This window comes from Nonomuraea sp. MTCD27, assembly GCF_041950495.1.
In the GTDB taxonomy this organism is placed as follows: Bacteria; Actinomycetota; Actinomycetes; order Streptosporangiales; family Streptosporangiaceae; genus Nonomuraea.
The window spans coordinates 36,430-50,150 of the sequence record NZ_JBGNUW010000016.1; the positions used below are offsets into that span (position 1 = coordinate 36,430).

The following is a 13,721-nucleotide window of genomic DNA, read 5'->3' on the forward strand; positions in this document are numbered from 1 at the left end:
CAGATCCAGGACCGAGCCGTCGAACACTCGCAATCGCCGCCACACACAGCCTCGACGACGCCGACCTGGCAGCCTGAGCCCGACAGCTCAGCAGGGCTCCGACAGAAAGTCGGTGACCGCGGCGGCGAACTGCTCTGGAGCATCGTGATGCACGACGTGACCGGCCGCCAGCTCGACCAGGCGGGCCCGCCGACCGCGGGCGACCATGGTCCGGGCGTGACCGGCCGACAACTCGTCGCTCCGTGTTCCGTGGACCAGCAGGATGGGGCAGGACACCGCTGTCCAGTCGTCCCAGTGATCGCCGTTGAGCGCCTTCTGAGACGTCACGGTGTCCTCGATGCCGAAGGAGAACCTCCAGCCCGACCTCTTCTGCCGGAACGAGCACTCCAGATAAGGCGCCGTCGCGCCCAGAGCCGCGACCAGAGCCTCTCGAGACGGCGCGGGAAGGGGAAGGCGCGTGGTGAACGACCAGTCGCAGTCGACGACCGCGCCGATGTCCTCCACGATCAACCTGCTGACCTTGTCGGGGTGCCGGGCGGCGAACTGGTAGGCGTTCACCCCGCCCAGTGAGTGACCCAGCACCGGCACCGGGCCGACTCCCAGATGCCGGTGGAAGGCGACGACATCGGCTATGTAGTCGTCCCGCTCGTAACTGGTGGCACGGTCGGATTCTCCGTGACCGCGCTGATCGAGCGCGATCACCCGCCACCGCGGCGCCAGCGCTTCTGCAAGCGACGCGAACGCTGACGCCTCGTTGTAGTGCCCGTGCAGGGCCAGAAGCGGCCTTCCCGGACCACCGAAGTCCAGATACGACAGCTTCCGCCCACCCACCATGAAGAACTCACGCATGAGGCGAATCGTAGGAGGCAGCGCCGACAACCCACGGCTGAACAACAACGGTCCATGGACAGCCCGTCCGCCTCAGAGAAGGGCCCAACTGCTGAGGGTGATCTTCCGCACAGTCATCGGGCGGGTGCGGCGGCGTCCGTCAGCTCCCGCCACCACTGTTCCCGATGGGTGGAGCGCAGCAGGCGGTTGTGCAGGCGGTGCAGGACCTTGGCGTTGTGCGTGTTCACCACCAGCTCCTCGGCCCCAGCCAGGTGGCGCAGCGGGCGGCCGTGGCAGGTGGAGCAGCCGCACGTGCCCTCCCCGAGTCGCTCGACCGGCACGAACTCCAGCGACTCCGGCACGAACGCGCTGCGCGCCCCGCCCCGCCGCCAGCCGCCGCGCATCTCGTGCGGCTCCGGATACAGGTGCCGCAGCACCTCGCGTACGCCGACCGCGGCCCAGCCCGCCCCGTACGCCAGTGCCGCCAGCGCCTCGACCCCGGCCGAGAGCAGGGGCAGCGGCACCGGCCGGTACGGCGGCCCGTCCTCGACCACCAGCGCCACCGGCGCCCCGTAGTCGTTCACCGTGCGCAGCAGCGTCCGCCGGTCCTCGATGACCCACCGCGCGTGCACGGGCAGCACCGCGATCGCGTTCTCCCACTGGATGGCCTGTTCGAGGATGGTGTGCAGGGCTTCGTGGTCCCCTTCACCGACATATCCGGAATCGGTGAGCGGGGCCGTCGCTCCCGCCTCCACCTGGTCCGCGATCCAGTCGGGCGAGAGCCGTGCCGTGCCCCGCACCCGGGCCGACCCGGCGTAACGGCGGCGGTCGGCCAGCAGGGGGCCGTCGTAGCCGTGCCGGCGCACCATGCGGACCGCGTCGTGCGCGGCCTGGCCGGTGAAGACCAGGCCGGAGCCGGGGTGCCCGGCCAGCGCCGCCGCGTCGTAGACGTCCCTGGCGCTGACCTGGACCAGCAGGCGCTCGTGGAGGTCCATGGCGCGCGCTCTCTGGGGCGGGGGTTTCCTCTACCCGAACTATCCCCACAAACACGGCAGGGAACGCCGCCGGCTCAGGAGGCGCGATGGCGCGGGGCCAACCCGTACGTCGGCTCAGGAGGTGCGGTAGCGCCGGGCCAGCTCGGACGTCGTCGCGGCCAGCCGATGGCGCAGCTTGCCCGGGGAGAGCACCTCGGCGTCCGTGCCCAGCCTGAGGAACTCGCCCACCGCGTGCTCGATCGACTCGATCGGCACCGTGACCCGCGTCCACCCGTCGTCGTCCGGCGGCTGGGCGCTCTCCCTGGCCGCCGCCACCACCCCGGGGGTCATGAGGTCGGCCAGGCGCTGCAGCCCGCGCGGCGACAGCCGCACCACGGCCTCGCCCCACCGCAGCCTGGCCTCGAACTCGGCCAGGTAGCCCTGCCAGTAGGCCGCCAGGTCGAAACCCTCCGGCCGGGCGAACCCCTCGGGCAGCGGGTGCAGGTCGAGGATCTGCGAGACGCGGTAGGTGCGTACGCCATCGTCCGACCGCGCCACCAGATACCACCGCCCGGCCTTGACCACCAGCCCGTACGGCTCCAGCCGCCGCTCCACCTCCTGCGGCGCCTTCCACCGCCGGTATCTGACCTGGATGCGCCGCTCGTTCCAGACCGCGTCGGCCACGGCGGGCAGGTAGGTCGCCGGCTCCCGGTCGCGGTACCAGGTGGGCGCGTCGAGGTGGAAGCGCTCCTGGATGCGCCCGGCACGGTCGCGCAGCTCGACCGGCAGCGCGGCCATGAGCTTGAGCTGCGCGGCCGTCACCACCGCGCCCAGCCCCAGCTCGGCGGCCGGCCCCGGCAGGCCCGCCAGGAACAGGGACTCGGCCTCGTCCGTGGTGAGCCCGGTGAGGCGGGTGCGGTAGCCGTCGAGGAGCTGGTAGCCACCCTTGGGACCGGCGTCGCCGTAGAGCGGGATGCCGGCGGAGTGGAGGGACTCGACGTCGCGGTAGATGGTGCGTACGGACACCTCCAGCCGCCCGGCCAGCTCCTGCGCGGTCATCCGGCCACGCGTCTGCAGCAGCAGGAGGATGGAGACCAGGCGAGAGGCGCGCATATCACTGACACTACCTGTCAGTGACCCGGGCGTACGTTGTCCCACATGAACGACTTCGACTTTCTCGCCGGCCACTGGAACGTCACCAACCGCCGGCTCGTGAAGCCCCTGTCCGGCAGCGACGAATGGGACGAGTTCCCCGGTTACTCGGTCGCCACCCGGCACTTCGGCGGCGCGGCCAGCTTCGACGAGATCGAGTGCCCGACGAAGGGCTTCAGCGGTCTGACCGTCCGCGTGTACAACCCGCAGACCCGGCAGTGGTCCATCTACTGGGCCAGCAGCGCCAGCGGCGTGCTCGACACCTCGCCCATGGTGGGCGCGTTCGAGGGTGACCGGGGCGAGTTCTATGGCCAGGAGACTTACGAGGGCAGGCCGGTGCGTTGCCGGTTCGTCTGGACGGTCATCGGCGACGGCGCCGCCCGCTGGGAGCAGGCGTTCTCGGAGGACGACGGGCGCACGTGGGAGACGAACTGGACGATGGACTTCACGCGAGCCTGACGGTCCCCGCCGGGGCCGCCCGCGGGCCGGTCTCGGCGTTGCCGCGTACCCAGAGGACCGCGGCCACGGCCACGGCCGCGATCAGCAGCACGAGCCCGCCGGCCACGATCACCCACCACCAGGCCGACCGCGGCGGCTTGGCCTCGTAGAGGGGCACGTCGGGCAGCATGTCCGGCGTGTAGGGGAGCCGCTGCGTGTACGGCGCCTCCGGCGGTCCCTGGTCGGGTGGCTGCGGGGGCGGCGGGGTGGGGTGGGGGTAGCGGTGCCTGATCGTCTGGTTGGGATCGGGTTCCCGCCGGTCCGGCTGCTCTGGAGTCATGATTCCCTCAGGCACGCTGCGGAGTGTCTGTTAAGCCAACATTGTCACACTTCCGCCTGCTGCCCCGTCCAGGTGGCATGAGATCTGTACTCGTGACAGGCGGCAGCGGGCGGCTCGGCCGCGCGGTGCTGGAAGCGCTGGTCGAGGCGGGGTACGAGGTCCGGTCGGCCAGCCGCGGGGCGCGGGCCACGGCCGGGGGCGTGCGCTGGGTGGTGGCGGACCTGACCACCGGCCGGGGTGTGGCGGAGGCCGTGTCCGGGGTGGACGCGATCGTGCACCTGGCCTCGGCCCCGTACAAGGGCCGCTACACGCTCCGGGTCGAGCTCGGCGGGACGTCGGTGCTGCTCGCGGCGGCCCGCGAGGCCGGGGTGCGGCACCTGATCTACCTCTCGATCGTGGGCGTGGACCGGGTGCCGTGGGGATATTTCCGGACCAAGGTGCGGGCCGAGCGTCTCGTCCGGGACGGGAGCGTGCCCTGGACGATCGTGCGGGCCACGCAGTTCCACGAGTTCGTGGAGCAGGCGTTCCGGGGGATGGCCAGGCTCGGCCTCGTGGTCGCCGATCCCGGAATCCCGATGCAGCCGGTGGACGTGCGGGACCTCGCCGCGCACCTGGTGTCGCTGCTGGAGCGGGGGCCGGGGGGCGAGATCGAGGAGTACGGCGGTCCCGAGGCGCTGACGATGGCCGAGGCGGCGCGGAGCTGGCTGCGGGCGCGCGGGCTGCGCAGGCCGGTCCTGAACGTACGCATTCCCGGCGGACTGGGCCGGGCGTTCCGGGCCGGGCATCTCACCACGAAGGCACGGCCCGCGGGGGAGATCACCTGGCGGCGGTATCTGGGCGGCGGTCAGCGCTGACCTTCGCCGAAGGGCGGCTGCGGCGGCGTCTGCCAGCCGGGAGGCTGCTGGAACGGCGGCTGCTGCGGCTGCTGCTGGTACGGCGGTTGCTGCTGCTCCTGTGACCAGGACCCCTGCTGCTCCTGCGGCCAGGATCCCTGCTGCTGCCAGGGCGCCTGCGGTTGTCCCGGGTAGGGCTGCTGGGGCTGCGGCCGCGGGGTCCGGCGGGCGATCACGGCGAAGATCAGCAGCCCGGTGCCGGCCACCTGGAAGACGAAGGAGACCAGGCTGAGTATCGCGAGGATCGGGCCGTAGCCGTCGGGGCCGGCCGTCGCCACCAGTTCGGGCACCCAGAAGATGTAGAGGGCGCTGATCCCCAGTCCCAGCAGCAGCACGACGCAGCCCACGATGCCCAGCACGGAGCCGCGGCCGTGCTCCTGCCTGCGGGCCGCCATCAGGGCGGCGCCTCCCAGCAGCACGACGGCCATCACGACCAAGGTCAGCATATTGATGATGTTGGAAATATTGGACAACAAGGAAACTCCCGCGGGTAGGGGGCGACCCGACGACGCTACGCGGACTGCCGGGCTTCTTCCACCGCACGGGTGATCGAGTCGAGGTCATGACCGCCCTCGTAGCGCACGGCGTTCAGGAAGAGGGTGGGCGTGCCGCGCACGCCGCTGTCGCGGCCGGACACCTCGTCGACCGCGATCCTGGAGACGTGCCGCGGCACCGCCGACCACGGGTCGACGTCCAGCTCGGCGGCGTAGTGCTCCAGGTCGGCGTCGGTGAGGAAACGCTGGTTGTCGTAGAGGATGTCGTGCATCTCCCAGAACCGGCCCCGGTCGGCGGCGGCCTCCGACACGACGGCGGCCGAGGCCGCCCGGGGGTGCAGGGTCCGCAGCGGGAAGTGCCGGAACACCAGCCGCACGTCGGGGTTCCGCCTGAGGATCTCCTCCAGGATCGGGTGCAGCCGCCCGCAGTAGGGGCACTCGAAGTCGCCGTACTCGACGATCGTCACCCGGGCGTCCGCGGGACCGCGTACGTGGTCGTCCGGCCCCACCGGCACGGCCAGGATCGTGGGGAGCTCCTCGGCGGGCTCGGCCTCGGGCGGCGCGCACACCCCGCCCCGGTCCCACGCCATCCGGAAGATCACCCACCCCAGCACGGCGGACAGCAGCGACCCGGCCAGGATCCCGATCTTCGCCTGGTCGTGCAGGGCCTGGTCGTCGAAGGCCAGGTCCACGATGAACAGCGCCACCGTGAACCCGATCCCCGACACCGCGGCCCCGCCCAGCAACTGCCCCCACACCAGGTTCCCCGGCAGGATCCCCCACCCGAACCGCAGCGGCAGCCAGGTGCCCAGCGAGATCCCCACGAACTTGCCCAGCAGCAGCCCCAGCGCCACGCCGATGGCGACGGGGGAGGTGGCGGCCGCGCGCAGGGTCTCGAGGTCGAGGCTCACCCCGGCGTTGGCCAGCGCGAAGACGGGCACGATCACGTAGCTGCTCCACGGGTGCAGCCGCAGTTGCAGCCGCTCGTTCACGGAGACGGCCCGCTGGACCCGCCGCGTGGCCTCCCTGGCGGCCAGCGCGCTGGGCTCGCTGGTGAACTCCTGCACGGCCTCCCCGGCGAGCAGCAGTTTCTGGTCGGTGGGGGCGTACACGAAGACGAGGATCCCGAGCGCGATGCCGACCAGCGTGGGGTGGATCCCGCTCTCCAGCGTGGCCACCCAGAGCCCGAACCCCAGCACGATGTACGCCGGCGCCCGCCAGATCTTCAGCCACCGCAGCGTCATGATGGCCGCCAGCAGCAGCGCCGCGATGAGCAGCGCGGGCACGGACAGGCTGGCGGTGTAGAACAGCGCGATGATCATGATGGCCAGGACGTCGTCCACGATGGCCAGCGTCAGCAGGAACGCCCGCAGCGGATCGGGACACCGGGCCCCCACCACGGCGAGCACGCCCAGCACGAACGCGGTGTCGGTGGCGATCGGCACGCCCCAGCCGCCGACTCCCGGCCCACCGAAGTTGAGCAGCAGGTAGAGGCCGGCCGGCACGAGCATCCCGCCGAGCGCCGCCACGGCCGGCACCGCGATCAGCCGCCGGTCACGCAACTGCCCGAGCCGCACCTCGTAGGAGACCTCGAGCCCGATGAGGAAGAAGAAGACGGTCATCAGGCCGTCGTTGACCCAGTGCCGCAGGTCCAGCGTGAACATTGCGTCCCCGAAGGAGATCCCCATCGGCGTGTGCCAGAACGCCTCGTAGGTGTGGGCCCAGGGCGAGTTCGCCCACAGCAGGGCCAGCACGGTGGCGACGAGCAGCACGCTCGTGCTGCCCGCCTCGGTCCTCAGGAACGCCCGCAACATGACAGATCTCCCCCCGGAGATCTGATCCTAAGGGCGCCCTTCCGTCAGCCGCCGGAGGGCCCGCGCCCGCGCCGGACCATCCAGATCGCGAAGGCCGTGACCACGGCGAGCGCGGCCGTGGCCAGCGCGAGGAGCAGCGGGAGGACTCCGGAGGAGCCGGGGGAGCCGGTCGCGACCGCCGTGGTGGCGGGCGCGGAGGAGGGCGGGCCGGAGGAGGGCGGGGGCGATGCGGTGGCGGAAGGGCTCGGGGTCACGATCCGCGCCTCGGGCGTGAGGGACAGGCCCTGCTGGCGGTCGGGCGGCCCGTGGCCCATGGCGTCGGCGTACGTGGGCACGCCCGCCGGCTCGCCCTGCACGTCCACGGTCAGCGTCACGGGCACCTCGACGTACGGGTTCCCCCGGTCGGTGAACAGCCGCACCCACAGCTTGTAGTAGCCGGGCAGCGTGGTGTCCTTGACGTGGTCCTGGTCCGACTCGCGGTTGCGGTAGTTCACGGGCACCGACGTGCCGGTGAACGACTGCGGCCGATCGCCGAGCGTCACCCGCCAGGCCTGGTCGCCGCCGCCGAGCACCCGGGGGTTCTCCGGGCTCAGGATGGAGCTCGACAGCTGGAGCCGGGCGCCGTCCAGCGCGGCGCGGTCGGCCTCCGGCAGGGCGGGCACCTCGATCCGGTACGCCAGGCGCTGCCCGTAGTTGAGCGGCACCCGGAAGTACGCCTCCTCGCCGGGGATCACGGTGTCGGTGTAGCGGCCGTCCGCGAGCACGGGGCCGTCGCCGTACGAGCCGCTGCCCGTCACGGGCACCGGCTCGGCCTGCGCCACCTGCGGTTCGGCGGTCTCCGCCCCCGTGGCCGGCCCGGGGAGGGCGGCGACGTCGGTGGCGGGCGGCTCGATGACCAGATTCAGCTCCAGCGGCGCGGTGGAGCCGCGGACCTGGTCGCCCTTGTTGGTCACCTCGATCGTGAAGCGGCCGGCCGCCTCGCAGGGCCCGGAGCCCTCGGTGATCTGTCCCTGCCCGACCACGAACGCGCTGCCGCCGGTGGGCAGGTCGGTCAGGAAGTCCTGGGTGCCGCAGGGGCCGGAGCCGCTCTGCGGCCAGATGGCCAGGCTCTCGCCGATGAGCGCCCTGGCGCCCGGCGGGGCGGTGACGCCGATGCGCAGCCCGACGTAGGCGGTGGCGCCGGCGGGCAGGTCGAAGGCGTAGTGCCGCTTGACGTCGGGGCCGGGCGGCATCTCGTCCAGGTATGCACCGGGCTTCAGCACCGGGGCGGACGCCCGGTCGGCGGTGCCGTTGACCGGGATGCCCACCGGCGACTGGCCCCGGAGCGCGCGCTGGGCCAGCCGGCGCATGCGCCCCGCCAGCTCGTCGCCGTTCTGGGCGTCGGCGTAGCTGCCGCCGCCGGCCTTGGAGATCCGGACGAGCTGGCTCCGCGTGGCGTTCCCGACCCGGAAGCCGACGACGTCCACCCGTACGCCGATGCCCTGCCCGGCAAGCCTGCGCGCGGTGGCGACCGGGTCGCCGCCGCACGTCTCCTCGCCGTCGGAGACGAGCAGGATCGTCTTCTGACCGTCGGAGGTGAAGTCCTTGGCCGCCTGCTTCAGCGCGTACGCGATGGGCGTGTCGCCCTGGGGGCGCAGACCGGCCACCTCGCTCTTGAAGCGGTCGCGGTCCAGCGGGGAGGGGCGCATGTGGAGTTCGGTGTCCTGGCAACCTCCGCCGTACGAGCGCAGCCCCACCAGCGCGCCCTCCGGCGCCGCGGCCACCATGCCGTCGAGTGCCTTGCGGGCGGCGGCGATCCGGGTCGAGCCGGAGCCGTCGCTCTCCTCCATCGAGCCGGAGACGTCCAGCAGCACCACGAGCTGACCGGCGGGTTCGCGGGCCATCGCCGCGGAGGGGAGGGCCAGGGGGACAGGACCATCAGGATGACCACGAGTAATCGGGGCATGCGCCGCATTATCGATCATCCCGCTTGCAAGCGCCTGAAAACCTAAAAGAAGAGGTAGACGGCCGCGTCCCGGGCCAGCAGGAACCCGACGATGGCCAGTGCCCAGCTCAGCATCGATGCCGAGTGCTTGCTGATCCAGGCCCGCAGCCGCTCCAGCTTCGGCTCCAGCCGGCCCCCGGCCGCCGCGCGCAGCCCCATGAGCGCCAGCGGCGGCAGGATCATGATCAGCACGTACGCCGCCAGCACCGGCATCCACTGCGCCGTCGCCAGCCCGGAGGTCGTCATGATGCCGATCGCGGCCAGGTACGGCAGCATCGTCGCCACCTCCAGCACCCCGGCGGTCAGCCCCAGCAGCACCATCACCCGGGGCCCGCCCACCCGCGGCTCGAACGTCCGCTCCGGCTTGCCCAGCTTCGCCCGCCGCTTCGGGTCGAACCGGAAGCTCAGCGCGAACAGCCCCACTCCGAGGACCAGCTGCACGATGTACGCGGGCCGGCTGCGCAGCACGTCGCCGAAGGCGTCCATCGCCGTGGCCAGCCCCAGCATGAGCGCCACCCCCACCAGGAAGTAGAAGACCGCCACGGTGGCCAGGTAGATCAGCAACCGGGAGCTCCTCGACCGGTCCGAGGACAGCAGCAGGTAGATGGGGATGCCGAGGGTGCCGAAGCTGGTGCTGTCGACCACCGCCAGGGCCGCGAGGGTGAGCAGCAGTGCGAGCGTCATGGGGGAATCATCCCGATTGCGGGCAGGCGCCTGCCTCCTCCGGCGGGCTGAATCAGGCGTACATCCTTCTGCTCATTTCGGGGGCTCCTCGGTGGCCAGGAGAGGCCGCGTGGCGGGGTGAACCGCTGGGGGCGCGGCGCCCCCAGCGGGGCCCTACAGGTTGCGCAGGTAGGCCAGGGACGGCGCGAAGAAGTACTCGCCGCCCTTCATCGTGACCGTCTGGGCCACCTGAGCCTGCGGGACGGACATCTCCGGCTTGCCCCACACCTTGGGGAAGCTCACCTTGATGTCGCGATCACCCTGCCCGATGACCGGGTCGTGACCGGTCGCCGGCACCTCGAAGTCGGGGTTGTCCGCCCAGCTCTGCTGCGTGAACTCGAACTGGGCGAGCAGGCTGCCGTTGAACGCCATGAACAGCAGCCCGACCTCCCCGCTCGGCCGGTCCTCGGGCGCGGAGTCGTCCCACGGGTCGTCGGTGCGCTCCCCGTACGTCTGCCCGCGCCTGGCCATCAGCACCTCGCGCCCGAACGAGCGCGGGTTGGTCTTCCTGACGTGGCCGCTGAACGGGCACTTGGAGCCGTCGTCCGCCTCGAAGGTGAAGTCGTTGTCCACCGGCCCGCCGGTCGCCCTGGGCTTGAGCGTCAAGGGGGTGCCGTCCTTGAAGCGGCCGACGAGCATGGCGCCCGCCCGGTCGCGGTCGGTCCCGGACAGGCCCAGGCCGTCGGCCAGGTCCCGCTCGATCTCCTTGAACGCCCGTACGTTCTGCTCCAGCTTCCTGAACACCAGGTAGCTGCCGTGGTGACGGGCGGGGTTCGGTGCGAACGGATCGGGCACCAGGACGTTGCCCAGCGGGAACGCCGGGTCCCAGTGCTTCTTCGGCTCCTTGTCCACCTCGTCCTTCAGGAACAGCGGCTGGCTGCGGCCGTCCACGTAGCCGAAGTGCTCGATGCCCTCGCCGGCCGGGTTGCGCATGCCCCGGCCGCTCTCCTCGCCGAGCAGCCGGGCGCTCTCCGGCAGGTCGGCGAGGATCTCCTCGCGCAGCGCGGCCACCGGGCCGGGCTCCGCGTCGCCGATCAGGATGACGGCGTGGATCTCCCGCTGGTAGGTGCGCTCCCACTGCTCCACCGGCGGGTCCTCGACCAGGCCGATCCTGCGCTTCATGCCGTCGCGGAAGACCGGGTCGCCGAACTTGCGCACGTCCTCGACCGTGTGGCCCAGGTCGCGGTAGCCGGCCTTGCTGATGCCGATGCCCACGTACGGCGTCCCGCGCCGGCGGCCGGCGGCGAAATCGCGTACTTCTTCCAGGTGCTTGCGTGCCGACTTCATCTTCGTGGTCGCGATGCGGCGCAGGAATGCCTTGCCCTCGGCCACATTGTTGAACCGGACGAACAGTACGGAAAGGTGTTCACGGACGTGCGCGCGCAGGATGTTCGGCTGCAGATTGTCCAGCATCGCCTTGGTGTCCGCGTCGAGCGTGGCCGAGTCCCAGGCCAGGGGTCGTTCGTTGTTCAGGTCGACAGGCATTGTCGAGTCCCTTTCCCCGTTTCCGATGAAATCGGGCCCCCTGGCGCGTCATCGGGAAATCTCCCATGAATCCCCCGTCTTGCTACGCGCCCCACCTGTACGACTCGCGATGGTATGAGAAAGTTTCCGAAAATGCGGTCGGGTGGATTTCCCGATCAGCGCACGGTGATCGCGGTCCGGGCGACGCCGCCGTCCTTGCAGCGTACGGTCACGGCGTGCGTCCCGGCCCGGGCCGCCTTCAGCGTCGGCGACCACGCGACCGTCGGGACGCCGGGCCGGTTGCGCGCCGTGGAGAAGGCGTTCGAGGTGACGTCACGCACCTGCGAGCCGCCGCAGACGGCGGTCACCTTCACCTGGCCGCCCGGCACGGCGGTGGCCGGGGACACGCCGACGCCCGCGTTGACGGCCGCCAGGGAGCTGCCGCCGTCACCCGGAGGCTGCGTCGTGGCGGTCGGGGTGGGCTTCGGGGTGGAGGTGGGGGTGGGCTTCGGGGTCGCCGTCGGCGTGCCGGTGGGTGTCGGCGCGGGGGAGGGGTTGCTCTGCCCGAAGACCACGTCCGAGCAGGAGTAGAACGCCTCGGGGCTGTCGCTGCGCTGCCAGATCGCGTAGATCAGGTGCCGGCCCTGGCGGGACGGCAGCTTCGCCGTCATCGTGTAGTAGCCGTCGGCCACGGCCGGGTTCTGCACGGTGTGGAACGGCCTGGCCTCCAGGTCCGACCACTTCAGCGGCTTGGCCGGGTCGTAGCCGTCCCTGGTGAGGTACAGCTCGAAGGCGCCCTTGTGCGGCGCGGTCGCCCGGTATTTGAAGGTGTGGGAGGCGCCGCTCGTCATGGTCGTCGCCGGCCAGTCGGCCCGCGCCTGGTCGAAGCCGCGGTACTTGTCGCGGCCCGCGCTGCACAGCTTGCCGTCCGGGATGATCTCGCGGTGCCGGCCCGCCGCGTCGGCGATGTTGACCTCGTTCCAGTCGTACAGGGGCTGGGTGCCGCCGGTCGCCACCGCCTGCTTGCACGCGGCCGACTTCGGGCTCTCCGGGCCCTCGCTGTAGCAGACCATCGTGCGGCTGGGCGGGTTGCTCATGGTGCCGTGCGCGGAGGCCGTGCCGGGAGTGAGCGCCAGCACGAGCAGCGTGGGGGTGGCCAGGGGGGTGGCGACGAGCGCCTTGCGGTTGATCTGCATGCAGACCACCTTGGAGCACCGCAACGGCCGAAATATCGGGCTTAAGCGTCCTTTAAGGCTGTCTTAGATGCCTTTTCAAGGCGCAACCAGACCTGCACCTGAGCCCCGCCCAGAGACGAGCGGTCGAGCCGCAGCACCCCACCGGTCGACTCGGCCAGCCGCCGCGCGATGTCCAGCCCGAGCCCCGTGGACCCGCTCCCGCTGGCCCCCCGCTCCAGCGCCGCCTCCGGGTCCCGGATGCCCGGCCCGGCGTCGGCGACCAGGATGCCGACCGTGTCGCGGCCCTCGTGCAGCGTGACGCTGAACGCCGTCCCCTCCGCCGTGTGCCGGAACACGTTCCCGAGCAGCGCGTCCACCACCGCCGTCAGCTCCCCGGCCGGTACGGGCGCCCGCACCGGCAGCGTGGCCCCGACCAGCTGCCACGGCCGCCCCTGGTCCTCGGCCAGCGCCGACCAGAACGCCAGCCGCTCGCGCAGCACCTCGGCCGCGTCGCACGAGGCCCTGAACGACCCGCCGAACGACCCGCCGAATGACCCGCCGAATGACCCGCCGAATGACCCGCCGAATGACTGGGCCGCCCGCGACGGCCGGCGGGCCGCCGAGATGATCGTGGTGACCTCGCCCTCCAGCCTGCCCAGCGCCTGCCTGCTCGGCTCCGCCTCGGGTCCGAGCTGGTCCAGGCTGAGCTTGAGCGCGGTGAGCGGCGTGCGCAGCCGGTGGGAGAGGTCGGCGGCCAGCTCCCGCTCGGCCGCCAGGAGGTGGGTGACCCGGTTGGCCATGGCGTTGAACGCGGTCGCCGCCGCCTTGAGCTCGGGTGGCCCGTCGGGGTGGATGCGCTCGCTCAGGTCGCCGGAGCCGAGCGCGGTGGCGGCCGTGCCGAGCCGGCGCGCGGCGCGTACGACCCGGGCCCCGAGGCGGTCGCCCACCAGCACGGAGCCGAGCACGAGCACCACGGCCACCCCGGTCAGCACCGCCCACGAGGCGAGGACGCCCCGGTTGAGCTCGTCGGCGGGGACGAACACCTCGATGACCGCGCTCCGGTCGCCGTCCAGCGCCACGGGCCGCAGCAGCACGTAGCCGCCGTCCAGCTCGACCGTGCTCGCCCTGGTCTGCGCGGCGGCGCCGGCCACCTCGGCGGCGGGCGCCCGCGAGGCGCCCACCGTCGCCCCGCCCTTGACGTGGATGGCCAGCCGCCCGTGCCGGCCCGCCTCCGTACGCGCCATCGCGTGCCCGAGGTCGTCGCCGCCGGTGGTCAGCGCGAGCACCGGCACCAGCGCCGAGGCCTGCCGCTCGGCGTTCGCCACGGCCCTGGTCTGCGCGGTCTCCCTGACGATCAGCGCGAGCGGCACCAGGAAGGCCAGCGCCACCATCGAGGTGACGGCGACCATCAGCACCGCCAGGGTCCGCCTCATCGCGCCCGG

Annotated in this window: 13 protein-coding genes; 2 read left to right on the plus strand and 11 right to left on the minus strand. The window is 72.1% G+C overall.

Annotated elements, in window-relative coordinates; all coding sequences use genetic code 11:
* Positions 1-87: 87 nt before the first annotated feature.
* The 3 genes from ACBJ59_RS38955 to ACBJ59_RS38965 form a co-directional block, all read right to left on the minus strand.
* Positions 88-849, minus strand: coding sequence for an alpha/beta fold hydrolase (locus ACBJ59_RS38955; protein WP_375115153.1), 762 nt, complete (start codon positions 847-849; stop codon positions 88-90).
* A gap of 113 nt (positions 850-962) precedes the next feature.
* Positions 963-1,823 carry a hypothetical protein gene (locus ACBJ59_RS38960; protein ID WP_375115154.1) on the minus strand — a complete coding sequence of 287 codons (861 nt, stop codon included), beginning with the start codon at positions 1,821-1,823 and terminating at the stop codon, positions 963-965.
* Positions 1,824-1,937: 114 nt separating this feature from the next.
* Positions 1,938-2,915 carry a helix-turn-helix transcriptional regulator gene (locus ACBJ59_RS38965; RefSeq protein WP_375115155.1) on the minus strand — a complete coding sequence of 326 codons (978 nt, stop codon included), beginning with the start codon at positions 2,913-2,915 and terminating at the stop codon, positions 1,938-1,940.
* Positions 2,916-2,960: 45 nt separating this feature from the next.
* On the opposite strand from ACBJ59_RS38965, the gene ACBJ59_RS38970 reads away from it, so the two are divergent.
* Positions 2,961-3,413, plus strand: a complete 453-nt coding sequence (locus tag ACBJ59_RS38970; protein WP_375115156.1) for a hypothetical protein — start codon at positions 2,961-2,963, stop codon at positions 3,411-3,413.
* Here ACBJ59_RS38970 and ACBJ59_RS38975 read toward each other — a convergent pair.
* Positions 3,400-3,747, minus strand: coding sequence for a hypothetical protein (locus ACBJ59_RS38975; protein WP_375115157.1), 348 nt, complete (start codon positions 3,745-3,747; stop codon positions 3,400-3,402). The two genes, ACBJ59_RS38970 and ACBJ59_RS38975, sit on opposite strands and share 14 nt — an antisense overlap.
* Before the next feature lie 62 nt (positions 3,748-3,809).
* On the opposite strand from ACBJ59_RS38975, the gene ACBJ59_RS38980 reads away from it, so the two are divergent.
* A complete protein-coding gene (locus tag ACBJ59_RS38980) occupies positions 3,810-4,586 on the plus strand; it encodes an SDR family oxidoreductase (protein WP_375115158.1) in 777 nt (258 codons plus the stop codon).
* On the opposite strand, the gene ACBJ59_RS38985 is transcribed toward ACBJ59_RS38980, so the two are convergent.
* From ACBJ59_RS38985 to ACBJ59_RS39015, 7 genes are all read right to left on the minus strand, one after another.
* Positions 4,577-5,071, minus strand: coding sequence for a hypothetical protein (locus ACBJ59_RS38985; RefSeq protein ID WP_375115159.1), 495 nt, complete (start codon positions 5,069-5,071; stop codon positions 4,577-4,579). The genes ACBJ59_RS38980 and ACBJ59_RS38985 overlap by 10 nt on opposite strands.
* 65 nt (positions 5,072-5,136) lie before the next feature.
* Complete coding sequence (nhaA, locus tag ACBJ59_RS38990; protein ID WP_375115160.1) at positions 5,137-6,933, minus strand: Na+/H+ antiporter NhaA; 1,797 nt, start codon at positions 6,931-6,933, stop codon at positions 5,137-5,139.
* 44 nt (positions 6,934-6,977) lie between these two features.
* On the minus strand, positions 6,978-8,816 hold the full coding sequence (locus ACBJ59_RS38995) for a VWA domain-containing protein (protein WP_375115161.1): 1,839 nt from the start codon (positions 8,814-8,816) through the stop codon (positions 6,978-6,980).
* A 104-nt stretch (positions 8,817-8,920) separates the two neighbouring features.
* Positions 8,921-9,601 carry a GAP family protein gene (locus ACBJ59_RS39000; protein ID WP_375115162.1) on the minus strand — a complete coding sequence of 227 codons (681 nt, stop codon included), beginning with the start codon at positions 9,599-9,601 and terminating at the stop codon, positions 8,921-8,923.
* A 153-nt stretch (positions 9,602-9,754) separates the two neighbouring features.
* Positions 9,755-11,125, minus strand: a complete 1,371-nt coding sequence (locus tag ACBJ59_RS39005; RefSeq protein ID WP_375115163.1) for a Dyp-type peroxidase — start codon at positions 11,123-11,125, stop codon at positions 9,755-9,757.
* A 155-nt stretch (positions 11,126-11,280) separates the two neighbouring features.
* Complete coding sequence (locus ACBJ59_RS39010; RefSeq protein ID WP_375115164.1) at positions 11,281-12,300, minus strand: lytic polysaccharide monooxygenase; 1,020 nt, start codon at positions 12,298-12,300, stop codon at positions 11,281-11,283.
* A gap of 41 nt (positions 12,301-12,341) precedes the next feature.
* A complete protein-coding gene (locus ACBJ59_RS39015) occupies positions 12,342-13,712 on the minus strand; it encodes a sensor histidine kinase (RefSeq protein WP_375115165.1) in 1,371 nt (456 codons plus the stop codon).
* Between the last annotated feature and the right edge of the window lie 9 nt (positions 13,713-13,721).

Excerpts from the sequence above, each read along its gene's own strand:
- ACBJ59_RS38985 (WP_375115159.1), bottom strand. The coding sequence starts at position 5,071 with ATGCTGACCTTGGTCGTGATGGCCGTCGTGCTGCTGGGAGGCGCCGCC.
- ACBJ59_RS39000 (WP_375115162.1), bottom strand. The coding sequence starts at position 9,601 with ATGACGCTCGCACTGCTGCTCACCCTCGCGGCCCTGGCGGTGGTCGAC.
- ACBJ59_RS38955 (WP_375115153.1), bottom strand. The coding sequence starts at position 849 with ATGCGTGAGTTCTTCATGGTGGGTGGGCGGAAGCTGTCGTATCTGGAC.
- ACBJ59_RS39005 (WP_375115163.1), bottom strand. The coding sequence starts at position 11,125 with ATGCCTGTCGACCTGAACAACGAACGACCCCTGGCCTGGGACTCGGCC.
- ACBJ59_RS39010 (WP_375115164.1), bottom strand. The coding sequence starts at position 12,300 with ATGCAGATCAACCGCAAGGCGCTCGTCGCCACCCCCCTGGCCACCCCC.
- ACBJ59_RS38995 (WP_375115161.1), bottom strand. The coding sequence starts at position 8,816 with ATGGCCCGCGAACCCGCCGGTCAGCTCGTGGTGCTGCTGGACGTCTCC.
- ACBJ59_RS38970 (WP_375115156.1), top strand. The coding sequence starts at position 2,961 with ATGAACGACTTCGACTTTCTCGCCGGCCACTGGAACGTCACCAACCGC.
- nhaA (WP_375115160.1), bottom strand. The coding sequence starts at position 6,933 with ATGTTGCGGGCGTTCCTGAGGACCGAGGCGGGCAGCACGAGCGTGCTG.
- ACBJ59_RS38965 (WP_375115155.1), bottom strand. The coding sequence starts at position 2,915 with ATGCGCGCCTCTCGCCTGGTCTCCATCCTCCTGCTGCTGCAGACGCGT.
- ACBJ59_RS39015 (WP_375115165.1), bottom strand. The coding sequence starts at position 13,712 with ATGAGGCGGACCCTGGCGGTGCTGATGGTCGCCGTCACCTCGATGGTG.
- ACBJ59_RS38980 (WP_375115158.1), top strand. The coding sequence starts at position 3,810 with ATGAGATCTGTACTCGTGACAGGCGGCAGCGGGCGGCTCGGCCGCGCG.
- ACBJ59_RS38960 (WP_375115154.1), bottom strand. The coding sequence starts at position 1,823 with ATGGACCTCCACGAGCGCCTGCTGGTCCAGGTCAGCGCCAGGGACGTC.